This window comes from Microbacterium sp., from assembly GCF_003248605.1.
Taxonomy (GTDB): Bacteria; Actinomycetota; Actinomycetes; order Actinomycetales; family Microbacteriaceae; genus Microbacterium.
In genome coordinates this window covers 1-22212 of sequence record NZ_QFPF01000033.1, presented here as the reverse complement: position 1 = coordinate 22212, position 22212 = coordinate 1, and the positions used below count along the sequence as shown (strand labels likewise).

Genomic DNA, 22212 nt, shown 5'->3' with positions numbered 1-22212 from the left:
CGTGCCGCGTCGGGTGCGACCGGCGCGATACCCAAGGGGAAACATGTCGCGAGGCGGTGACGTGGTTCGTCACCGCCTCGCGAGCAGAGATCAGGCCTTACTCGGCCTTGGTGATCTGGTGGTACAGCGGAACCGAGTTCCAGCCGAACTCCACGTTCTCGACCGTCTCGGCGTAGCCGCCGGTGACGTTCGAGTACCAGAGCGGCAGGGCCGGGAGGTCCTGCAGCAGGACGCTCTGCGCCTGCTGGAAGAGCTCGTTGGCCGCGGCCGGGTCGGTGCTGGAGATGCCCTCGGCGATGAGGTCGTCGAACTCGGGGTTCGAGTAGTCACCGTCGTTGGAGCCCGCGTTGGACGCGTAGAGGGGCCCCAGGAAGTTGTACAGACCGGGGTAGTCGGCCTGCCATCCGGTGCGGAACGCCGTCGTGATCGTGCGGGAGTTCACGAGCTCGCGCAGCTCTGCGAAGGTCGGGTACGGAGCACCCGAGGCCTCGATGCCGAGCGTGTTCTTGATCGAGTTCGAGACCGCGTCGACCCACTGGTCGTGGCCGCCGTCGGCGTTGTACGCGATCTGGAAGGTGCCCTCCCACGGCGAGATGGCATCGGCCTGAGCCCAGAGCTCCACGGCCTGCTCGGGGTTGTACTCCAGGACCTCAGCACCCTCGAGCGAGTCCGACCAGCCGTCGATCACGGGCGAGGTGAAGTCGCTCGCGGGGGTGCGGGTGCCCTGGAAGATCGTCTCGGTGATCTCGTCGCGGTTGATCGCCATCGAGATGGCGGCGCGGCGCAGCTGGCCTTCCTCACCCTCGAAGTGGGGCAGGTTCTGCGCGATCGTGAACGACTGGAACACCGCGGCGGGCTGGTTGACCGCCCGCTCGCCCAGGTCGGACTCGAACGAGGCCAGCGCCGACGGCGGGATCGCGTCGATGACGTCGACCGTACCGCCGAGCAGGTCGGCGCCCTGGTAGTCCTCGTTCTTGACCAGGTCGATCTGCACGTCGTGCTGCCACGCGCCTTCGCCGTCGAGCATGTACGGGCCGTTGCCGATCGGGTTCTCACCGAACGCGGCCATGTCCTCGAACGCAGCGTCGGGCAGCGGATAGTACGCCGAGTAGCCCAGGCGCAGCGCGAAGTCCGAGGCGGGCTTGTTCAGCGCGATCGTGAACGTGTAGTCATCGACCTGCTCGAGGCCCGTCAGCTCCGAGTCCTCGTCGTAGCTGAACCCCTCGATGTCCTCGAAGAAGTAGCTGTTGTACTGGGCGTTCGAGGCGAGTGCGCCGTAGTTCCAGGCGTTGATGAAGTTGTCGGCCGTGACCTCTTCACCATCGGTGAAGTACTGGCCTTCCTTGATCTTCACCGTGAGGTTCTGCGGGTCATCGACCGTGATCTCCTCGGCCATGTCGTTGACCGGGGTGCCGTCGGCCTCGTACGAGACCAGGCCCGCGAAGATCGCGTCGAGGATCTTGCCGCCGCCGACCTCGTTGGTCGCCGTGGGGATCAGCGGGTTCTCCGGCTCCGAGCCGTTCGTGGTGATGATCGCGGCGCTGGTGGCGCCCTCATCCGTGCCGTCGTCGGTCGACCCGCCACCGGCGCAGCCGGCGAGCGTGAGCCCACCGACGCCCAGCAGCGCGATGCCCGACAGGGCGATCTTGTTGCGCTTCACGTGTTCCTCCATCAGGAAAGGTGTTTTCGCGCAGGCGTCACACGGGTGACACTGCGCGGGATACGGAAACCCTAGGCATCCTGATGGGTTTGCTCCAAATCTTTGGCATAACCGTTACATAGCCTTTACTCATCGGCGCCCTCATGTGGCAATCTGACGGGGTGATCGATCCGAGACCGCTGGGAACCGACCCGGAGCGAGTACGTCTGCGGTGGGAACTCGGTATCATCCTGGCCGTCACGATCGGGCAGTCGGCCCTCTACTCGCTGCTGACGCTGCTGCGCCGGGTGACGGCATCCATCCCGCTGTCCCAGCAGCAGACGCAGCTGAACCCTTCGCGCGACGCCCTCGCCATCTGGGACGCGGTCTACCAGGTGCTGTCGGTCTTCTTCGACCTCGCGCTCGTCGCGCTCGTCGTGTACCTGCTGTGGGAGCCGGGCTCGAACGCCCTCCGGCGCATCGGGCTCGACTTCTCGCGCTTCGGCGGCGACCTCGCCCGCGGGATGCTGCTGATCGTCGTGATCGGAGTGCCGGGGCTCGCGCTCTACGCGGTCGGGCGCTCGCTAGGAGTGACGGTGGCGGTGGCGGCATCGCCGCTGGATTCGTCCTGGTGGACCGTGCCGCTGCTCGTGCTCTCGGCGCTGCGGGCGGGACTGGTCGAAGAGGTCATCATGCTCGGATACCTCTTCGACCGACTGCGGCGCCTGGGCTGGGGATGGTGGCCGATCATCCTGGCGACGGCGGCGCTGCGCGCCTGCTATCACGCCTACCAGGGCTTCGGCCCCATGCTCGGGAACTTCGCGATGGGCATCGTCTTCGGCTGGTGCTACCGGCGCTGGGGGCGCGTGATGCCCCTCGTCATCGCGCACACGCTGATCGATGTGATCGCCTTCGTCGGGTATCCGCTCGCCGCGGCCCTCTGGCCCGATGTCTTCGCGCCGCCCGCCGCGCCGTCGTCGACGCCGACGCCCGCGGTGACGACGACGTCCGCACCCTGACCCGCCGCCGCACCATTGCGGTCCCGCGCGGTCGCGGCCCCCGGCATCCACCCCGCCCCCGGCCGCCCCCGCCGCGCCCGCGCCCGCGCCCGTCCCGGCCGGGCCATCCGCCGAACCCACATTTTTGCAGCGAGCCACCAATCGTCCGATGTCGGCTCGCTGCAAAAATGTGGGTTCGCGAAGCGGCCACGGCTCCTCCACATCGCGCGCGGCGGCGGCCACGAGCTTCAACAGCGCTCGGCGACGCTCGCGGCGCGGGCACCGTGGGCCATGGTGGCCCGATGACTCCTCCGACAGCGGCCGCACCCGACTCCTTCCTCCTCGCAGCAGACGAGCGACGGATGCCGATCGGAATGTACGGTCGCGTGCGCTCCCGCGAACTCATCCGTGTGCGGCCCGGCGTGTACGCCCCCACGGCGTGGTGGCGAGGGCTGGAACCGCACGCGCGATACGTCGAGCGCGTCAAAGCCGCCGCACTCGTCTTTCCCGGCTCAGCATTCATGCGCGAGTCCGCCGCCGCCCTTCACGGGCTCCCGATCTTCGGGGATCCCGCGTTCATCCACCTGTTCGATCCGAGCCGCCGCAGCACGCGCACGTTCGGCGACGTCGTCGTGCACGCCCTCACCGGGCACCGCGAGGTCATCCGGCTCGATGGACGGCTGGTCACCGACCTGGTCTCGACGGTCGTCGACACCAGTCGGTATCTCACTCCCGCCTACGCGCTCGCCGTGATCGACGCGAGCCTTCGCCGTGGCATGAACACGACGGATCTGCATGACTGGTCGGCGGCGGACCCCGACCGCCGCAATGAGCGGATGCTGGCGTGGGCGTGGGAGTTTGCCGACGGCCGCGCCGAATCCTCGGGCGAATCCGTCAGCCGCGCGGTGATCTCGTGGTTGGGGTTCCCCGTTCCTGTGCTGCAGCAGGTCTTCTCGGCGGAGGGCGTCGACGATCGGTCCGACTTCTGGTGGCCGACCTATCGCGCGATCGGCGAGTCCGACGGCTACGGCAAGTACAGGGCCGAGACCGCGGAAGAAGCGGTGCGCAAGATCGTGCGGGAGAAGGTGCGCGAAGATCGCCTACGACGCCAGTCGGACGGATTCGCGCGGTGGGACTGGCGCGACGCGCACCGCGTGACACTGCTGGAGAAGAAACTGCGGCACGCGGGGCTCCCGCAGGTGATGCCCCGGGACCGCGCCATGCTCGCGACGATCCGCCCGCTTCGCTGACCCGCCCCCGCCCGCCGACGCGCGAACCCACACGTTTGCAGCGAACCACCACGCGTCGGCTGATGGCTCGCTGCAAAAATGTGGGTTCGGCGGGCCGACCCCGTCAGGCGAAGGCCTCGATCGGCGGGCAGGCGCACACGAGGTTGCGGTCGCCGTAGGCGTTGTCGATGCGGCGCACCGGCGGCCAGTACTTCGTGCGCACGAGTGAGCGCACCGGGTACACGGCCTCCTCTCGCGAATACGGATGCTGCCATTCGGCCGCCGCGATCGTCTCGGCCGTGTGCGGCGCGTTCACCAGGGGGTTGTCATCGGCCGGCCACTCCCCCGCCGCGACCCTCAGCGCCTCGGTGTGGATCGCGATCATCGCGTCGCAGAAGCGGTCGAGCTCCGCGAGGTCCTCCGACTCGGTCGGCTCGACCATCAGCGTGCCGGCGACGGGGAAGGACATCGTCGGGGCGTGGAAGCCGTAGTCGATCAGGCGCTTGGCGACATCGTCGACCGTGATGCCCGTCCGCTCGCGCAGCGGACGCAGATCGAGGATGCACTCGTGCGCGACGAGCCCACCCTCACCCGTGTACAGCACCGGGAAGTGGTCGCGCAGCCGCACCGCGATGTAATTGGCCGAGAGCACGGCGGTGGCCGTCGCCTCGCGGAGGCCGTCCGCCCCCATCATGCGCACGTACGCCCACGAGATCGGCAGGATGCCGGCAGAACCGTACCCCGCCCCCGCCACCGGCGCGCCCTCGAACACGAACCCGCCGGCGTGGTCGGCGCGCTGCGCGAACGGGTGGGCCGGCAGGAACGGGGCCAGGTGCGCCTTCGCCGCGACGGGACCGACCCCCGGCCCGCCCCCGCCGTGCGGGATCGCGAAGGTCTTGTGCAGGTTCAGGTGCGACACGTCGCCGCCGAGATCGCCGAATCTCGCATACCCCAGCAGGGCGTTGAGGTTGGCGCCGTCGATGTAGACCTGTCCGCCCGCGTCGTGGACGGCCTGGGTGATCTCGAGCACGTCGTGCTCGTACACGCCGTGCGTCGAGGGGTAGGTGATCATGAGCGCCGCGAGCGTCTCGGCGTGCGCCGAGATCTTGGCACGCAGGTCGTCGAGATCGACGTTTCCGGCCTCGTCGCACGCGACAACGACGACGCGCATGCCCGCCAGCACCGCCGAGGCGGCGTTCGTGCCGTGCGCAGAAGACGGGATCAGACAGACATCGCGCCCCTCCTCGCCTCGCGACCGGTGCCAGCCGCGGATCGCGAGCAACCCCGCGAGCTCACCCTGAGATCCGGCGTTGGGCTGCAGCGACACCGCGTCGTACCCGGTCACCTCGGCCAGCCACGTCTCGAGCTGCTCGATCAGCCCGAGGTACCCCACGACATCCGACGCCGGAGCGAAGGGATGCACCCGCGCGAACTCCGGCCACGACACCGCCGCCATCTCGGTGGCCGCATTCAGCTTCATCGTGCACGACCCGAGCGGGATCATCCCGCGGTCCAGCGCGTAGTCCCGATCGGCGAGCTGCTTGAGGTAGCGCATCATCGACGTCTCGCTGCGGTGGGTGTTGAACACGGGATGCTGCAGATAGGAGTCCGTGCGGCGGATCGACGTCGGTGCGCCCGAGAGCGCATGCGCCCCGTCGACGGAGAACTCGTGGTCATCGGGCAGACCGAACGCCCACGCGACGTGCGCGAGGTCCTCGTCGGTGGTCGTCTCATCGATCGAGACGCCGACGATCGCGTCGTCGACCCGCAGCAGCTGGTACCCCCGCGAGCGCGCCCGCTCGATCACCCGGTCGGCCGAGCTCGGCACCACCACGCGGATCGTGTCGAAGAACGACTCCGCCACGAGCGGCAGATCGTACGCGCGCAGGGTGCGCGCCAGCGCGTCCGCGCGGCGGGCGATGGATGTCGCGATCCGGTGCAGCCCGTCGGGCCCGTGGTATACGGCGTACATCGCCGCCATGACGGCCAGCAGCACCTGCGCCGTGCAGATGTTGGAGGTCGCCTTCTCGCGTCGGATGTGCTGCTCGCGGGTCTGCAGCGACAGCCGGTACGCCGGGTGACCCGCGGCGTCCTGCGACACGCCGACGAGACGGCCCGGCAGCTGCCGCTCGAGCCCCTGGCGCACGGCGAGGTAGCCGGCGTGGGGGCCGCCGAAGCCCAGCGGCACACCGAAGCGCTGTGTCGTGCCGGCGGCGATGTCGGCGCCCAGCGACGCGGGCGAGGCGAGCAGGGTCAGCGCGAGCAGATCGGCGGCGACGACGGCGAGGCCGCCCGCGAGGTGCGCGGCGTCGATGACGGCCGACGGATCCCACACCCGGCCGGACGCTCCCGGGTACTGCACGAACACGCCGAAGAGCGCGTCGGGCAGCATCCCCCCGTGCGCGAGGTCGACTTCGACGATGTCGATGCCGACCGCCTCGGCCCGCCCGCGCAGCACGGCCTTCGTCTGCGGCAGCGCGTCGGCGTCGACCACGAACACGTTCGAGGCGGCCTTGGACGAGCGCCGGGCCACCAGCATCCCCTCGACGACGGCGGTGGGCTCGTCGAGCATCGACGCGCCGGCGGTCGCGAGCCCCGTGAGATCGGTCACCATGGTTTGGAAGTTGATCAGCGCCTCGAGGCGCCCCTGGGAGATCTCGGGCTGGTAGGGCGTGTAGGCGGTGTACCAGGACGGGTTCTCGAGGACGTTCCTCGTGATGACCGCCGGTGTGAGCGTGTCGTAGTAGCCGAGGCCGATCATCGGCCGCGCGGCCCTGTTCGCCGAGGCGAACGCGCGCAGCTCGGCGAGCGCCTCGGCCTCGGTCGCAGCCCGCGGGATGTCGCTCGTGGCCCGCGGGCGGGCATGGATAGCGGCGGGCACCGCCGCATCGACGAGGGAATCGACGTCGGCATGCCCCACGGCGTCGAGCATGCGGCGTTGCGCGGCGGCGTCGATCCCTATATGCCGCGCCGAGAATGCGTCGCCGCTCACGCGCCCTCCCCCGTGAGCGCGGCGTACGCGTCGCGGTCGAGCAGGTCGGCGGTCGCCGACGAGTCGACCCGGATCTTCAGGAGCCAGCCGTCCTCGAACGGCGAGGAGTTCACGAGCGCGGGATCGTCGACGACGGCCTCGTTCACCGCGACGATGACGCCGGTGAGTGGGGCGTAGAGCTCGCCGACGGACTTGGTCGATTCGATCTCGCCGCACACCGCGCCGGCGGTCACACCGGAGTCGACGGCGGGCAGGTCGACGTAGACGACGTCGCCGAGCTTGTCGGCCGCGAAGTCGGTGATCCCGACCGTCGCGACGTCGCCGTCGAGGGCGATCCACTCGTGCTCGGTCGTGTAGGAGAGGGCGGCGAGATCGGTCATTTCTTCCTCCGGTAAAAGGGCAGGGGGGTGACGGTGGCGGGAATCGGCGTTCCCCGCACATCCACGAACAGGGTGGTGCCGGGGGCGCTGACGCGAGGATCGACGTAGGCCATCGCGATGGGATGGCCGAGGGTGGGGCTGAGGGCGCCGCTGGTGACCTCGCCGACGGCGACAAGATCGGCGTCGGCGCCCGGGGCCAGGACGGCATAGCCTGCGCGTGCCGCGCGACGCCCCTCCGCGCTCAGGCCGACGAGGACGCGCGCACCCGGGTCGACGATCGCGGCCAGCGCGGCGCCGCCGACGAATGCGTCCTTGTCGCTCGCGACCACGCGGGCGAGTCCCGCCTGCACGGGCAGGACATCGAGGGAGAGCTCATGCCCGTACAGGGGCATGCCGGCCTCGAGCCGCAGGGTGTCGCGCGCGGCGAGCCCCGCCGGCACGAGACCGAGCGGCGCACCCGCGGCCAGCATCGCCTCCCACAGGCCCTCGGCGTGTGCGGCGCCGATGTAGAGCTCGAACCCGTCCTCGCCCGTGTACCCCGTGCGGGCGACGAGCAGAGGGGCGTCCTCGAACCGGGCCTGCGTGACGCTGTAGCCGGACAGCTCGGCGAGCGGGCGTCCGAGGTCGGTCAGGGCGACAGCATCCATCACCGCCGCCGCCGCCGGCCCCTGCAGCGCGATCAGGGCGTACTGGTCGCTCGCATCGACGACGCTCGCCTCGAAGCCGGCCATCCGCTCCTCGAGCGCGGCCGCGACGGCATCGTGGTTGCCGGCGTTGGCGACGACCAGATAGCGCTGGTCGGCGAGGCGATACACGATGAGGTCGTCGACGATGCCGCCCGTCTCGGCGAGCAGGAGCGTATAGGTCGCCCGTCCCACGGGCACGACGGAGAGCCGCCCCGCCAACGCGGCGTCGAGGAACGCCCCGGCACCCGGTCCCTCGACGACGAACTCCGCCATGTGCGAGACGTCGAACAGACCCGCGGCCGTGCGCACCGCGTGGTGCTCGGCGAGGTCGGAGGTGTAGCGCACCGGCATCCACCAGCCGCCGAAGTCGGTGAACGAGGCACCGCGGCGCTCGTGCGCGCCGCGCAGCGGGGTCGAGCGCAAGACAGGTTCTGACATCGAGTTCTCCCGTGATCGTGCGGGCAGGCACCGGGCGGCGCCTGTCGAACTCCCCCTCTGTCATGGGCCTGAGAGCTTCGCCGCCGCATCCCCGTGCGAGGGGGGTGGATGCGGAGGCTTTCACCGTCGGCGGATCGTCGAGCGCGGCTCGGGATCGCTTTTCAGAGTGGCCGGCTCGAGCGGTACGCGGTACCTGAGAGATTGGCGGGGAGGCTTGCTCCTTCGGTGCCCGGGCTGTGCGTCCGGGGCTCTCCCGCTCGAGATGAGGCCGATATGCGATTGTGCGCGCCAGCCTATCGGCCGCGCGCAGCCCTGGCCACCGCCGCGCCGCCGCGTTCTGCCGCCTTCGTCTGCGCTGCGCCCGTCACACGCCGTAACAGGATGCCGCGGCCCGACGTCGCACAGGCGAAGCTGGAGCGTTCCCGAACACCGACGGCGGTGCCCCGCCGATCGTCGGACGGTGCGCCCCGGCATGCAGCCATGATCACGACAGAGCACCTGACCAAGACCTTCCGCGGCGATGTCCGCGCCCTCGACGACGTCTCGCTCGAGGTCGAGGAGGGCGAGATCTACGGCGTCGTGGGAACCAGCGGCGCCGGCAAGAGCACGCTGATCCGCACGGTGAACGGCCTCGAACGCCCCGACTCGGGGACGGTGGATGTCGCCGGCACCCGCATCACGGGCCTCTCCGGACGCGAGCTGCGCGAAGCGCGGCACGGGATCGGGATGATCTTCCAGCACTTCAACCTGCTCTCGCGCCGAACGGTCGCGGGCAACGTCTCGCTCGCACTCGAGGCGCAGGCCATGACCCGTGCCGATCGCCGACGCCGCGTCGGCGAGATCCTCGACCTGGTCGGGCTCGGGACGAAGGCCGACGCGTACCCCTCCGAGCTCTCGGGCGGGCAGAAACAGCGCGTGGGCATCGCGCGCGCCCTCGCGTCCCGGCCGCGGGTGCTGCTCTCCGACGAGGCGACGAGCGCCCTCGACCCCGAGACGACCCGCAGCATCCTCGAGCTGCTGCGGGATCTCAACCGCGAGCTCGGCCTGACGATCCTGCTGATCACGCACGAGATGGATGTCGTCAAGGCGATCTGCTCGTCCGCGGCGCTCATGCAGTCGGGGCGCATCGTCGAGAGCGGGCGACTGCGGACGATCCTGCGCACGCCGGGCTCGGTCATCGCGCGTCAGCTCTTCCCACTCGGCGACACCCCCGCGCGCCCGGGTGCGACGGTGCTCGATCTGACGTTCACCGAGCTCGTCGCCCACGAGCCCGTCATCGCCCGCCTCGCCCGCGAGCAGTGCCTCGACATCGGGCTGCTCGGAGCGGCCATCGAGACCATCGACAGCGTGCAGACGGGGCGCACCCGGCTCGAGCTTCCTCCGGGATCCGACGCGACGGCCGTCGTGCGCGCGCTGACGGCTCAGGGCATCGTCGTCGAGGAGGTGGCCGCGTGATCGACGTCGATGACCCGGACTTCTGGTCCGACATGGCCGCGAACCTCTGGGAGGCGACCCTCGAGACCCTCTACATGGTGGGCGTGACGATGCTCGTCACCTTCGTCGTGGGTCTCGTGATCGGCGTCCTCCTCGTCGCGACCGACCGCGGCGGCATCCTGCAGGCGCCGTTCGGCAGCCGCGCGCTCGGACGGATCGTCAACGTCGTGATCGCGGTCGTCGTGAACATCACGCGGTCGGTGCCGTTCGTCATCCTCATGATCGCGCTCATCCCGTTCACCTACGTACTCATCGGCACGTCGTTCGGCTCGACGGCCGCGATCGTGCCGCTCAGCATCGCCGCGATCCCGTTCTTCGCCCGCATCGTCGAGATCGCCGTGCGCGAGGTCTCGGCCGGAAAGATCGAGGCCGCCGATGCGCTCGGAGCCACGCGCTGGCAGATCCTGTCGAAGGTGCTCGTGCCCGAGGCGATGCCCGCCATCGTGCTGGGCTTCACCACGACCGTCGTCTCGATCATCAACTTCTCGGCCATCGCCGGCGTCGTCGGCGCCGGAGGCCTCGGCGACCTGGCGATCCGTTTCGGCTACCAGCGCTACAGCACCGAGTACATCGTCGCCGTCGTGATCGTGCTGCTCGTGCTCGTCCAGGCGCTGCAGTCCGCCGGCGGCCTGCTCGCGCGACGACTCGACCACGAGCGTCCCCGCACGCGCCGCCGCGCCCGGGTCGAGAAGCCCTGAGATCCACGGCGGACACACGCCGCCGCATCCCCTGCACCGCCCCTCGAAAGGACACTCCCATGCCCCGTCTGCTGCGCCCCGCCGCCGGCCTCGCCGCTCTGACCACCGCCGCCCTGGCCCTCGCCGGCTGCGCAGACGGATCCAGCGAGCCCGCCTCCGACAGCGAGAGCCTGGGCACGATCGTCGTGGGCGCGACCGCTGTGCCCGCGGGCGAGATCCTGACCTTCGTGCAGGAGAACCTCGCCGAGGACGCCGGACTCGAGATCGAGATCACCGAGTTCAGCGACTACAACACCCCCAACCCCGCGCTCGCGCAGGGTGCGACCGATGTGAACCTCTTCCAGCACGGGCCCTTCCTCGACCTGTTCGTCGAGGACTCGGGCGAGGACCTCGTCTCGGTCGGCGAGATCTACCTGCCCCCGCTCGCGCTGTACTCCGAGACCGTCGATGCGATCGAGGATCTGCCCGAGGGCGCCGAGATCGCACTGCCCAACGACGCGAGCAACGAGTCGCGCGCACTGCTCTTGCTCGCCGACGCGGGCCTGATCGAGACCACCGAGAACCCGACGACGGTCGCCGACATCACCGCCAACCCGAACGACTTCGTCTTCACGGAGATCGACGCGGCGAGCCTGCCCGCCGCCCTCGCCCAACAGGACGCCGCGATCGTGAACTTCAGCTTCGCCGCGGCGGCCGGCCTCTCGGGCGACCTGCAGATCCTCAGCGAGTCGACCGACAGCCCCTACTTCAACATCCTCGCCACTCGCGCCGAGCTCGTCGACGACCCCCGCGTCGTCGCGCTCTACGAGCTGCTGACCTCGGCCGAGACCGCCGCGTTCATCGAGGAGACATACGCGGGCCTCGTGATCCCGGCCTCCTGATCCCGGCCTGCTGATCCCGGCCTGCTGAAGGCGGCCGCTGATCCCGGCCTGCTGAAGGCGGCCTGCCGACGGCGGTCTGCTGATCCCGGCCTGCCGACAGCGGTCTGCTGATCCCGGCGCCCTGACCTCGGTCTGCTGACGACGATCCCGGCCCGCCGCGAGACCGGGCCGGGCGTGCCGCGCAGGCTCCAGCATCCACTCGAACCACCACTTTTGCAGCGAGCCACCACACGACACGTGGTGGCTCGCTGCAAAAATGTGGGTTCGCCGACGGGGGCAGGGTCAGCCCGCCGATCGGGGGGACCGGGTCAGGCCGCCGACAAGGTCCCGGGTCAGGCCGCCGACAAGGTCCCGGGTCGGGCCGCCGACAATGGGCCGCGTCGGGCTGCCGGCAAGGGGCCGCGACGGGCCGCCGACAGGTGCCCGGGTCCCCCCGCCGCGCGACCGGGCGGGCCCCGCCGCGCAGGCTCCAGCATCCACTCGAACCACCACTTTTGCAGCGAGCCACCACACGACACGTGGTGGCTCGCTGCAAAAATGTGGGTTCGCCGACAGGGTCCGGGTTGGGCCGCCGATAGGGGCCCCGTCAGGCCGCAGCCAGGGTCCCGGGCTGGGCCGCGACAGGGGCAGGGTCAGCCCCGCCGATCGGGGGGACCGGGTCAGGCCGCCGATCGGGGGGACCGGTTCAGGCCGCCGACAGGGCCCGGGTCAGGCCGCCGACAGGGTCCCGGGTCAGGCCGTCAGCCCGCGCAGCGGCCGGACGAGACCGCGGCGTCGAGGCCCTCGGCCTGCGCCAGCACCGGCGTGAGCTCGGTGGTCGTCATCGCATAGCCGAGGTTGTCGTCGTTCTCCGCGCGGGCGAAGACGACACCGGCCACCTCGCCGGCGGTCGTGAGCAGCGGACCCCCCGAATTGCCGGGACGCACCGTCGCGGCGAGGGCGTAGACCTCGCGCTCGGCGGTCGCGTCGTCGTAGATGTCGGGCACCTGCGCGGGGCCCACCGAGATCACCTCGGCTCCCCCCATCTCGAATGGCCCTCCGTAGGGGTATCCCTGCACCACCGCGCCGGCGCCGGCGGCGAGGGTCGGCACGACGGGCAGCACATCCGCCCCGAGATCGTCGACGGCGATCACGGCGAGGTCGTCGATGGGATCGAAGTAGACGATCCGCCCCTCGCGGGCGGCGACGCCCGGAAGCTCGACCACCGGCGTCTCGACCCCGGCCACGACATGCGCGTTCGTCACCACCCGGTCGGGGGCGATGACGAAACCTGTTCCCGTCGCGCTCGTGCCGCAGGCGTACGCGACGCCGGAGACGCGACCGACCGATCGAGCGGCTGCGGCGAGCGCCGGGTCGTCGAGGGCTACTTCGGGTGCGCCGGGTGAGACCGCGCCATCGAGCAGGGTGCCGAGCGTCGGCAGCCCCTCGTCGAGCACGGCGCCGCGCAGCTGAGCGAGCGTGGCCTGCACGGGGCGGGGGGTGATCTCCTCGATCGTGCGGAGCACCTGCGACGACGAGAGCGCCTGCGACACGATCGGCATGCCGGTCGCGGCGACGCTCTGGCCCACGAGCGAGATGGCGAGCGCCGCGACGATGACGCTGACGGCGCCGCCGAGCAGTCGCTCGATGCCCTTGAGTCTGATGCGGTCGGCCCCGCGGCGGATCGCCATTCCGAGGGCCGACCCCAGAAGCGCCCCCGTCACGAGGACGAGCACCGCGACGGCCAGCACGATGAGGCCGCGCCACTGCGGCCACGGCACCGCGTCGTTGACGATCGGGATGAGCCAGAACGCGGCGATGCCGCCGCCCGCGACGCCGACGAGGGTGCCGAGGCTGGCGAACAGTCCCCGCTGCACGCCGATGATCAGCGCGACGACGAGAACGACGATCAGCACGATGTCGACGACGAGCACTCGCTCTCCCCTCACGCGATCCGGCAGGGCGAGCTTAGGCGGGATGTCTGAGAAGGCGCGGGATGCTGGCCGCTTGCACTTCATGTCATGTCGACACTAAGATCGCTCGAGGAGTAATGGTCACTATGACACGAACCGTTCCAGAGGCAACCCGCACTGCGGCCGCCACCCCGGCCGCGGTCGACGAAGCGCGCGTCGCCGTGTCCACCGTCATCTTCACGCTGCGGCGCCTTTCCGGCGCCGACTGCCCCGCACTCGTCCTGCCCCTCGTGCGCCGCACGCGCGATCCGTTCGAGGGTCTGTGGGCGCTGCCCGGCGGATGGCTGGACGCCGCCGAGGGTCTCGACACGGCGGCATCCCGCACGCTCGCCGAGACCACCGGCCTCACGCCCAGCTACCTCGAGCAGCTCTACGCGTTCGGCGACGTCGGCCGCTCGCCGAGCCGCGTCGTCTCGATCGTCTACTGGGCTCTGCTGCGCGCCGACGAGGTCGATGCGCAGGTCGCCGCACACGCCGCGGGCCTGACGGCCCCCGAGAACGTCGAATGGTTCGCCGCAGCCTCGCTCCCGCATCTCGCGTTCGACCACAACCAGATCGTCGACTACGCGCTGTGGCGCCTGCGCAACAAGGTCGGCTACAGCCGCATCGCGCACGGCCTGCTGCCCGACGAGTTCACCCTCGCCGACCTGCGCGAGGCCTACGAGGCGATCCTCGGACGCCGTCTCGACCCCGCCAACTTCCGGCGGCAGGTCGAGGGGTCCGGCACCCTCATCCCCACCCAGTCGTTCCGCACGGGCAGCCACCGTCCCGCGCGGCTGTACCGCTACAACCAGGATGTCGAGCTCTCGGACCGCGGACCCCTCGCGGCCGCGGCACCGGCATCCCTCGAATCGAGGTAGTCATGTCCGCAACACCCCTCACCCTGCAGCCGCGCCCCCTCGACGCATCCGTCGACCATGAGATCCAGGCGATCGTCGCGGGTGCGTCGGACGCGGAGACCTGCAACACCGACCTCGCCGCGGGGCCCTGGAACTTCGACAGCCGGCCCGGCTACGGCCCAGGATCGTCGATGGGGGATGTCATCCCCACCGGCGCCCCGCGCCAGGGCGAGCTGCCCCGCGAGTACCGGGAGGCGGGTGAGGAGGACCTGCACGCGCGCATCGTCGCCGCGAAGCAGTCGCTCGGCGACCGGGTCGTGATCCTCGGGCACTTCTATCAGCGCGAGGAGGTCGTGCGCCACGCCGACTACGTGGGCGACTCCTTCCAGCTGGCCAACGCCGCGAAGGCGCACCCCGAGGCCGAGGCGATCGTCTTCTGCGGCGTGCACTTCATGGCCGAGACCGCCGACCTGCTCTCCGGCCCCGACCAGGCGGTGATCCTGCCCAACCTCGCCGCCGGCTGCTCGATGGCCGACATGGCCGACATCGATCAGGTCGAGGAGTGCTGGGAGGCGCTCGAGGACGTCTACGGACCGATGGATGCTGTCGACGCCGACGGGCTGGTGCCCGTTGTGCCCGTGACCTACATGAACTCCTCGGCGGCGATCAAGGGCTTCGTCGGACGGCACGGCGGCATCGTGTGCACGTCCTCGAACGCGCGCACGGTGCTGGAGTGGGCGTTCGCGCGGGGACGCCGCGTGCTGTTCTTCCCCGACCAGCACCTCGGCCGCAATACGGCGAAGGCGATGGGGGTGCCGCTCGAGCAGATGCCGATGTGGAACCCGCATCGGCCCCTCGGCGGCAACGACGAAGGGGCGCTCGAGGATGCCCGAGTGATCCTCTGGCACGGCTTCTGCAGCGTGCACCGCCGTTTCACCGTGGACCAGATCGAGAAGGCGCGGACCGAGCACCCCGGTGTGCGCGTCATCGTGCACCCGGAGTGCCCCATGCCCGTCGTCGACGCCGCCGACGAGGCGGGCTCGACCGACTACATCCGCAAGGCCATCGACGCGGCGACCGAGCCGACGACATTCGCGATCGGCACCGAGATCAACCTCGTGCAGCGCCTGGCGGCCCAGCATCCGCAGCACGAGATCTTCTGTCTCGACCCGGTCGTATGCCCGTGCTCGACGATGTACCGCATCCACCCGGGGTACCTCGCCTGGGTGCTCGAGAGCCTGGTCGCCGGCAGCGTCGTCAACCGCATCACCGTGCCGGCCGACGTCGCCGATCCGGCACGCGTCGCCCTCGAGCGGATGCTGGCGGCCAAGCCCTCCCCGCAGGTGACCCCGTGACCAGCGCGGTCGTCGTGGGCAGCGGCATCGCGGGACTGACCGTCGCGCTGCACGCCGCCGACAGCGGCATCCGCGTCGCCCTCGTCACCAAGGACGTGCTCGAGCACGCGAACACCCGCTATGCGCAGGGCGGGATCGCCGGGGTGATGTTCGACGACGATCGCGTGGCCGACCACGTGCGCGACACCCTCACCGCCGGCGCCGGCCTCGCCGACCCCGCCGCCGTGCGGGTGCTCGTCGAGGAGGGTCCCGCGCGCATCCGCGAGCTCATCGCGCTCGGTGTCGCCTTCGACCGCGACGGGGCGGGCGCCTTCGTCAAGGGCCTGGAGGCGGCGCACTCGTACCCGCGCATCCTGCACGCCGGCGGCGACGCCACCGGCACGGCGATCGAGCGGGCGCTCGTGGCCGCGGTGCGCGCGGCGGGTGTCGAGATCATCGAGCACGGCTTCCTCGTCGACCTCGTGGTCGACTCGGGTGCCGTCGTCGGCATCGATCTGCTCGTCGACGACGCCCGGCGGGTGCGGATCGACGCCGACGCGGTCGTGCTCGCGTCGGGCGGAGCCGGTGAGCTCTACGCACACACCACGAACCCCGTCGTCGCTACGGGTGACGGCATCGCCGCGGCGATGCGCGCGGGCGCGGCGGTGGCCGATCTCGAGTTCTTCCAGTTCCACCCGACGGTGCTCGCCGCGGGCGAGGCGTTCCTCGTCTCCGAGGCCGTGCGCGGCGAGGGCGCGATCCTCGTCGACGATGACGGTCGCCGCTTCACGTTCGACGCGCATCCCGACGGCGAGCTCGCACCCCGCGACGTCGTCGCCCGCGCGATCGCGCGCTGCATGCAGCGGCAGGGCGGTCGGCCGGCGCTGCTCGATGCCCGCGGCCTCGGAGCGGTGCACGGCGAGGACGACGCGGCCTTCCTCGCCCGCCGGTTTCCGACGATCGATCGCGCCGTGCGCGAGCGCGGGCTGGATTGGGCGCGCGAGCCGATCCCCGTGACCCCCGCCGCGCACTACCTGATGGGCGGCGTCGTCACCGATCTCGACGGACGCACCTCGGTGCCGGGTCTGTACGCCGTCGGCGAGGTGGCACGCACCGGCGTGCACGGCGCCAACCGGCTCGCGTCGAACTCGCTGCTCGAGGGAGCGGTGTTCGGTGCGCGAGCGGCAGCCGTGCTCGCTGCCGCACCCGTCGGCGCCTCCTGGCCCGTCGGCGCTTCCTGGCCTGTCGGCGCTTCCTGGCCCACCGCAGACCTCGCGGTCGCCGCTCCCCTGTCGCGAATCGTGGATGCGGGCGCCGCACACCCGCAGATCGTGACAGGCGAACGAGCCGAGACGAGCACCGAGCCCTTCTCCCGCGGGGCGCTGCAGCGCCTGATGTGGGCCGACGTCGGGCTCGTCCGCGACGCCGAGGGACTCGCCCGCGCAGCGTCCATGATCCGAGCCTGGCGCGCCGAACCGCGCGTGCCGGGTACCGAACGCGAGTTCGAGGACGACAACCTGCTCGCCGTCGCCGCCGCCATGGTCCAGGCTGCGGCCGCGCGCCGGCAGTCGGTGGGTGCCCACCACCGCCGCGACGACCCGACACAGACCCGGGATGCTGTCGCACCCGCCGCCTCGCTGACCCTGGCAGGAGCCCCCGCATGCTGACCCGCGCCAAGATCGACCGCGTCGTTGCGGCCGCGCTCGAGGAGGACGCGCCGTGGGGCGATGTCACGAGCGAGACGCTGATTCCGGCCGATGCGACGGCGCGTGCGGAGCTGATCGCCCGCGAGCCCGGGGTGTTCAGCGGCGGTGAGGTGTTCGCCGCCGCCTTCCGCCTCACGGATCCCGCCACGGCGGTGGCGCTCGTCGCCTCCGACGGCGAGGAGTTCGCGCCCGGGGCGAGGCTCGCCGTCGTCGAGGGCAGGGCACGGGCCGTGCTCCAGGCCGAGCGGATCGGGCTGAACTTCGTCCAACGCATGTCGGGCATCGCGACCCTGACCTCGCGCTACGTCGCCCGCGTCGCCCACACCGGCGCGCGCATCGCCGACACGCGCAAGACGACACCTCTGCTGCGCGCGTTCGAGCGCCACGCCGTCGTGTGCGGCGGGGGCCACAATCACCGCTACTCGCTGTCCGACGCCGTCATGGCCAAGGACAACCACCTCGCCGTGCTGGCGCAGCGAGGGGTGTCGGTGACCGCCGCACTCCAGGGGGCGATCGCCCGCCTGCCGCACACGACGCACGTCGAGGTCGAGGTCGACCGCCTCGACCAGATCGAGCCCGTGCTCGCGGCCGGCATCGGCACGATCATGCTCGACAACTTCTCGCTCGCCGAACTGCGCCGCGGCGTCGAGCAGATCGGCGGGCGCGCGATCGTCGAAGCCAGCGGCGGCGTCACGCTCGAGACCGTGCAGGCGATCGCCGAGACGGGCGTCGACGTCATCTCCGTGGGCGCCCTCACTCACTCGGCGGCCGCGCTCGATCTGGGACTCGACGTCGCGGTAGAAGCCGCGGGCCGGCAGGGCGCAGACTAGGGACAGGATGCTCTACCTCGACAACGCGGCCACGACGCCGGTGCGGCGCGAAGTGCTCGAGGCGATGCTGCCCCACCTCACGACCGAGTTCGGCAATCCCTCGAGCCACCACACCATCGGCGAGCGCGCCGCAGCGACCCTGGCCGATGCGCGCGCGGCGGTGGCGCGCACTCTCGGCATGCGCCGCACCGACGTCGTGTTCACCTCGGGCGGCACCGAGGCCAACAACCTCGCGATCAAGGGCATCGCGATCGCGGCGCAGCTCGGTCGCGACGCGGGGCACCTGGTGACGACGCCGATCGAGCATGAGTCGGTGCTGCAGTCCGTGGCTTACCTGCAGCGGGTGCACGGCTTCTCCGCAACGTTCGTGCCCGTCGACGCACACGGTCGGGTCGATCCCGACGACCTCGCCGACGCCATCCGCGAAGACACCGCACTGGTCAGCATCGGCTACGCCAACAACGAGGTCGGCACCATCCAGGATGTCGGGGTCCTCGCCCGGGTGGCCCACGAGCGTCGCGTGCCCGTCCACATCGACGCGGTGCAGGCCGCGGGGTGGCTGGATCTGTCGGCCGCCGAGCTCGGTGTCGACGCGATATCGATCGCAGGTCACAAACTCGGCGCCCCGCAGGGGACGGGCGCCCTCGCCGTGCGCGGCCGCCTGCCCGTCGAACCGCTCCTCCACGGCGGCGGTCAGGAGCGTGGTCGCCGCAGCGGCACCGAGAGCGTCGCGGGTGCGGTCGCCCTCGCCACCGCCCTGGGGCTCGCAGACCGCGAGCGTGTCGAGGCGGCGGCGCGCGTCTCGGCCCTGCGCGATGCCTTCGTCGCCCGCGTGCTCACCCTGATTCCGCAGGCGCGCCTCACCGGCGACCCCGTGCACCGGCTGCCCGGCACCGCGAGCTTCACCTTCTCGGGAACGAGCGGCGAGGCCGTGCTGCTGAACCTCGAGCGCCGAGGGGTGATCTCCTCGAGCGGTTCGGCGTGCGCTGCCGGCAGCGATGAGCCCTCGCACGTGCTGATCGCACTCGGCGTACACGCCGCGCTCGCGCAGACCGCCGTGCGCTTCACGTTTCCGCGCACGCTCGACGAACCGCTCGATGACGTCGCGGACGCTCTGGCGGCATCGGTCGCGGCCGTACAATCGACCGCGTGAGCGCCCCCCTCGTCACGATCATCGTGCCCGGTCACGACGTCGCGGAATACGCGGACGCCGCGCTCGCCTCGTTGCGCATGCAGGACATGACGAACTGGCGCGCCATCCTCATCGATGACGGATCGACCGATGCAACCGCTCAGATCTTCGCCGCGGCCGCCGACGCCGACCCGCGCCTGCGTTTCGTCGCCCACGACGAGCAGCGGGGACTCGGCGCCGCCCGCAACACCGGGCTCGATCTCGTCGACACTCCCCTGCTCGGCTTCCTCGACGCCGACGACGTGCTCGCCCCGGGCGCCCTCGCGCGCCTGACCGGCACGCTCGAGCGCACGGGCAGCGATTTCGCGGTCGGTGCCTACGTCCGGCTTCGGGCGGATGCCGGGGGCACATACCTGCCGGGCGCCGTGCAGCCGTGGGTCTCGGCCGCCACCGACCCCGAACGTCTCGGGACGACCGTGGCGCAGCATCCCGACGTCACGGGCAACGTCGTGGCGTGGTCCAAGATCAGCCGGCGGGATTTCTGGGATCGCGCCGGCCTGCGGTTCCCCGAAGACCGGCTCTACGAGGACCAGGCCCTGGCACAGCGCATGTACACCCGCGCGCGAGCCTTCGACACGATCCCCGACGTCGTCATGCACTGGCGCGTCCGGGCCGACGGCAGCTCGATCACGCAGCGCGAGTCGGCGTTGCCCGTGCTGAGGGACTGCCTCGCCGCGATGAGCGAGGGGCTCGAGGTGCTCGATGCGGCGGGGGCACCGCGGGCGGCAGCGGCGCGCGTGCGCCTGATGCTCGACATGGATGTGCCACGCCTCGCGGGGATCGCGCAGCATCACCCCGATGACGCCTATCGGCGCGCGGTGGGCGCCTTCGCCCGCGCGCTGTGGGAGCGCGCACCGCTGCCGGCGGGGGCGTTGAGTGCGGCATCCGAGCACGCCGTGTCGGCCGCGCTGCTGTGGTGAGCGCGCGTCAGGCGGGCGCGGAGAGATCGATGGATGCCTCGACCTGCCTGGTCGCCAGGTCGGCGTAGAGGCCCCCGGCGCCCAGCAGCTGCGCGTGGGTGCCCGACTCGACGATGCGGCCCGCCTCGACGACGTGGATGACGTCGGCTCCCACGACGGTCGAGAGCCGGTGGGCGATCGAGAGCGTCGTACGACCTCGGGAGGCGGCATCCAGCGCTTCTTGCACGACGCGCTCCGACACGGTGTCGAGAGCGCTCGTGGCCTCGTCGAGCAGGAGCACGGGCGGGTCCTTCAGCAGCACGCGGGCGATGGCGACGCGCTGCTTCTCGCCGCCCGAGAGGCGGTAGCCGCGCTCGCCGACGACCGTGTCGTACCCGTCGGCGAACCCCTCGATGACGTGATGGATGTTCGCGGAGCGACACGCGGCCTCGAGCTCCGCGTCGGTGGCGTCGGGTTTGGCGTAGAGCAGGTTGTCGCGGATGGACGCGTGGAAGAGATAGGTCTCCTGCGACACGATGCCGATGTGATCGATGATCGAGCGCTGCGTCAGCTCACGCACATCGCTGCCGCTGAAGCGCACGGTGCCGCCGGTCGCCTCGTACAGCCTCGGAGCGAGATAGAGGATGGTGGTCTTGCCCGCGCCGCTCGGACCGACGAAGGCGACGTGGCTGCCCGGCTCGGCGACGAACGAGACCCCGTCGAGGGTCGGGCGCGCATCGGGTCCCGCGTCCGGGTAGCGGAAGGTCACGTCGTCGAACTCGATGCGACCGACGGGACCGGGGGCACCGTCGACCGTGTGCGCGCCGGGAGAATCGACGATCGACGGCGTGAGGTCGAGGTACTCGAAGATGCGCGCGAACAGCGCCTTGGACGTCTGCACCTCGAGCGAGACGCGCAGCAGGGCCATGAGCGGGAACAGCAGGCGCGCCTGCACGGTCGTGAAGGCGACGATCACACCCGCCGAGATGTCGGTCGAGCCGCCCGTGAGCAGCAGTCCCGATACGAGATAGATCACGGCGGGCACGGATGACATGATCACGTTGACCAGGCCGAAGAACCACTGCCCGGTCATCGCCAGGCGCACCTGGAGCCCCACCTGCGTGCCGGTCTCGCCCGTATAGCGGCCGATCTCGGACTGCTGCCGGTTGAAGGCCTTCGCGAGCAGGACGCCCGAGACCGACAGCGTCTCCTGCGTGATCGCGGTCAGCTGCGACAGCGACTCCTGCGTCTCTGCGGCGATGCGCGCGCGCACCTGACCCACCCGCCGCTGGACGTACACGAGCCCCGGCATCAGCACGATCGCGATGAGGGTGAGCCGCCAGTCGATCAGCACCATGGCCACGAGGGAGGCGATGACCGTGACGGCGTTGCCGAGGATGCTGGTCATGGCGTTCGTCAGCACGCCCGCGACGCCGCCGACGTCGTTCTGCAGCCGCGACTGGATGACGCCGGTCTTGGTGCGGGTGAAGAAGGACAGATCCATGCGCTGCAGATGCGAGAACAGCCGCACCCGCAGATCGCCGGTGACGCGGTTTCCGACCGAGGAGGTCAGCCAGGTCTGCAGGACGTTCAGCCCCGCCGAGGCGATGAACAACCCGATCATCAGGGCGACGAGCTCGGCGAGCAGAGTGAGGTCGGGCCCTGTGCCGTCGGCGGGAAAAAGCGCGGAATCGAAGATGAGCTCGATCAGCAGCGCGGGGATGACGGCGATGCCGGCGCTGACCACCACGAGCCCCGCTGTCGCCGTGAGGCGCGCGCGATACGGCGCGAAGAGCGCGACGGTGCGTCGACCGAGATTCGGGATGCGGGGAGCTTCGGCGTTTGCCGCGCGCTGCGCCTCGGCATCCACGTTGCGGGTGAGCCCCCCGCCCATGCCGCCACGGCCCATGTTCATGGTGCCGAGCCTAGGTCAGGCTCGCGACACGGGCGGCGGCGAGGAAGGGAAGACATATGCATGTCAATATACATGCAGATGGGAGCCGGGCGCTGGGCGCCGATGTCGAC

The 22212-nt window shown here is 70.9% G+C and carries 17 protein-coding genes and 2 riboswitches; of the genes, 11 read left to right on the top strand and 6 right to left on the bottom strand.

The window, feature by feature from the left end; genetic code table 11:
- Positions 1–97 precede the first annotated feature (97 nt).
- The gene (locus DI573_RS06580; protein WP_292811970.1) at positions 98–1660 is read right to left on the bottom strand and encodes an ABC transporter substrate-binding protein; all 1563 of its coding nucleotides are present in this window, start codon (positions 1658–1660) and stop codon (positions 98–100) included.
- A gap of 161 nt (positions 1661–1821) precedes the next feature.
- Between DI573_RS06580 and DI573_RS06575 the strand changes: the two genes are divergently transcribed.
- Entirely contained in the window at positions 1822–2658 is an 837-nt protein-coding gene (locus DI573_RS06575) for a CPBP family intramembrane glutamic endopeptidase (protein WP_292811968.1), read from the top strand.
- A 281-nt stretch (positions 2659–2939) separates the two neighbouring features.
- Positions 2940–3887: a hypothetical protein gene (locus DI573_RS06570; protein ID WP_292811966.1), complete on the top strand. Its 948-nt coding sequence runs from the start codon at positions 2940–2942 to the stop codon at positions 3885–3887.
- Positions 3888–3990: 103 nt separating this feature from the next.
- Here the strand turns inward: DI573_RS06570 and gcvP are convergent, their stop codons facing one another.
- From gcvP to gcvT, 3 genes are read right to left on the bottom strand one after another with little or no spacing between them, the layout of a single operon-like run.
- A complete protein-coding gene (gcvP, locus tag DI573_RS06565; RefSeq protein WP_292811963.1) occupies positions 3991–6858 on the bottom strand; it encodes an aminomethyl-transferring glycine dehydrogenase in 2868 nt (955 codons plus the stop codon).
- Positions 6855–7238: a glycine cleavage system protein GcvH gene (gene gcvH, locus DI573_RS06560; RefSeq protein WP_292811961.1), complete on the bottom strand. Its 384-nt coding sequence runs from the start codon at positions 7236–7238 to the stop codon at positions 6855–6857. Before gcvH ends, gcvP begins: the two co-directional genes overlap by 4 nt.
- Positions 7235–8362, bottom strand: coding sequence for a glycine cleavage system aminomethyltransferase GcvT (gcvT, locus tag DI573_RS06555; protein ID WP_292811959.1), 1128 nt, complete (start codon positions 8360–8362; stop codon positions 7235–7237). Before gcvT ends, gcvH begins: the two co-directional genes overlap by 4 nt.
- Before the next feature lie 50 nt (positions 8363–8412).
- Positions 8413–8532, bottom strand: a riboswitch (glycine riboswitch).
- Positions 8533–8628, bottom strand: a riboswitch (glycine riboswitch). It lies immediately after the preceding riboswitch.
- A gap of 214 nt (positions 8629–8842) precedes the next feature.
- Here gcvT and DI573_RS06550 point away from each other — a divergent pair.
- From DI573_RS06550 to DI573_RS06540, 3 genes are read left to right on the top strand one after another with little or no spacing between them, the layout of a single operon-like run.
- Entirely contained in the window at positions 8843–9817 is a 975-nt protein-coding gene (locus DI573_RS06550; protein ID WP_292811957.1) for an ATP-binding cassette domain-containing protein, read from the top strand.
- The gene (locus DI573_RS06545; protein ID WP_292811955.1) at positions 9814–10554 is read left to right on the top strand and encodes a methionine ABC transporter permease; all 741 of its coding nucleotides are present in this window, start codon (positions 9814–9816) and stop codon (positions 10552–10554) included. Before DI573_RS06550 ends, DI573_RS06545 begins: the two co-directional genes overlap by 4 nt.
- A gap of 59 nt (positions 10555–10613) precedes the next feature.
- Positions 10614–11435: a MetQ/NlpA family ABC transporter substrate-binding protein gene (locus tag DI573_RS06540; protein WP_292811953.1), complete on the top strand. Its 822-nt coding sequence runs from the start codon at positions 10614–10616 to the stop codon at positions 11433–11435.
- A 740-nt stretch (positions 11436–12175) separates the two neighbouring features.
- Here the strand turns inward: DI573_RS06540 and DI573_RS06535 are convergent.
- The gene (locus DI573_RS06535; RefSeq protein WP_292811951.1) at positions 12176–13348 is read right to left on the bottom strand and encodes a MarP family serine protease; all 1173 of its coding nucleotides are present in this window, start codon (positions 13346–13348) and stop codon (positions 12176–12178) included.
- A 125-nt stretch (positions 13349–13473) separates the two neighbouring features.
- Here DI573_RS06535 and DI573_RS06530 point away from each other — a divergent pair, with 125 nt between their 5' ends.
- From DI573_RS06530 to DI573_RS06505, 6 genes are read left to right on the top strand one after another with little or no spacing between them, the layout of a single operon-like run.
- Entirely contained in the window at positions 13474–14247 is a 774-nt protein-coding gene (locus DI573_RS06530; RefSeq protein ID WP_292811949.1) for an NUDIX domain-containing protein, read from the top strand.
- Between the two features lie 2 nt (positions 14248–14249).
- Positions 14250–15581 (top strand): quinolinate synthase NadA, encoded by a 1332-nt coding sequence (gene nadA / locus DI573_RS06525; RefSeq protein ID WP_292811946.1) that lies wholly within the window; start codon positions 14250–14252, stop codon positions 15579–15581.
- Positions 15578–17227, top strand: a complete 1650-nt coding sequence (gene nadB, locus DI573_RS06520; RefSeq protein WP_292811944.1) for an L-aspartate oxidase — start codon at positions 15578–15580, stop codon at positions 17225–17227. The genes nadA and nadB overlap by 4 nt, the downstream gene beginning before the upstream one ends.
- Positions 17221–18096 (top strand): carboxylating nicotinate-nucleotide diphosphorylase, encoded by an 876-nt coding sequence (gene nadC, locus DI573_RS06515; RefSeq protein ID WP_292811942.1) that lies wholly within the window; start codon positions 17221–17223, stop codon positions 18094–18096. Before nadB ends, nadC begins: the two co-directional genes overlap by 7 nt.
- Before the next feature lie 7 nt (positions 18097–18103).
- Positions 18104–19249, top strand: a complete 1146-nt coding sequence (locus tag DI573_RS06510) for a cysteine desulfurase family protein (RefSeq protein WP_292811940.1) — start codon at positions 18104–18106, stop codon at positions 19247–19249.
- Positions 19246–20208, top strand: a complete 963-nt coding sequence (locus tag DI573_RS06505) for a glycosyltransferase family 2 protein (RefSeq protein ID WP_292811938.1) — start codon at positions 19246–19248, stop codon at positions 20206–20208. Before DI573_RS06510 ends, DI573_RS06505 begins: the two co-directional genes overlap by 4 nt.
- A gap of 7 nt (positions 20209–20215) precedes the next feature.
- On the opposite strand, the gene DI573_RS06500 is transcribed toward DI573_RS06505, so the two are convergent.
- Positions 20216–22096: an ABC transporter ATP-binding protein gene (locus DI573_RS06500; RefSeq protein ID WP_292811984.1), complete on the bottom strand. Its 1881-nt coding sequence runs from the start codon at positions 22094–22096 to the stop codon at positions 20216–20218.
- Positions 22097–22212: the final 116 nt, after the last annotated feature.

What these genes read in the sequence shown, in the direction of transcription:
- DI573_RS06570 (WP_292811966.1), top strand. Translation starts at nt 2,940, where the DNA reads ATGACTCCTCCGACAGCGGCCGCACCCGACTCCTTCCTCCTCGCAGCA.
- gcvH (WP_292811961.1), bottom strand. Translation starts at nt 7,238, where the DNA reads ATGACCGATCTCGCCGCCCTCTCCTACACGACCGAGCACGAGTGGATC.
- gcvT (WP_292811959.1), bottom strand. Translation starts at nt 8,362, where the DNA reads ATGTCAGAACCTGTCTTGCGCTCGACCCCGCTGCGCGGCGCGCACGAG.
- DI573_RS06550 (WP_292811957.1), top strand. Translation starts at nt 8,843, where the DNA reads ATGATCACGACAGAGCACCTGACCAAGACCTTCCGCGGCGATGTCCGC.
- DI573_RS06540 (WP_292811953.1), top strand. Translation starts at nt 10,614, where the DNA reads ATGCCCCGTCTGCTGCGCCCCGCCGCCGGCCTCGCCGCTCTGACCACC.
- DI573_RS06530 (WP_292811949.1), top strand. Translation starts at nt 13,474, where the DNA reads ATGACACGAACCGTTCCAGAGGCAACCCGCACTGCGGCCGCCACCCCG.
- nadA (WP_292811946.1), top strand. Translation starts at nt 14,250, where the DNA reads ATGTCCGCAACACCCCTCACCCTGCAGCCGCGCCCCCTCGACGCATCC.
- nadC (WP_292811942.1), top strand. Translation starts at nt 17,221, where the DNA reads ATGCTGACCCGCGCCAAGATCGACCGCGTCGTTGCGGCCGCGCTCGAG.
- DI573_RS06510 (WP_292811940.1), top strand. Translation starts at nt 18,104, where the DNA reads ATGCTCTACCTCGACAACGCGGCCACGACGCCGGTGCGGCGCGAAGTG.
- DI573_RS06500 (WP_292811984.1), bottom strand. Translation starts at nt 22,096, where the DNA reads ATGGGCCGTGGCGGCATGGGCGGGGGGCTCACCCGCAACGTGGATGCC.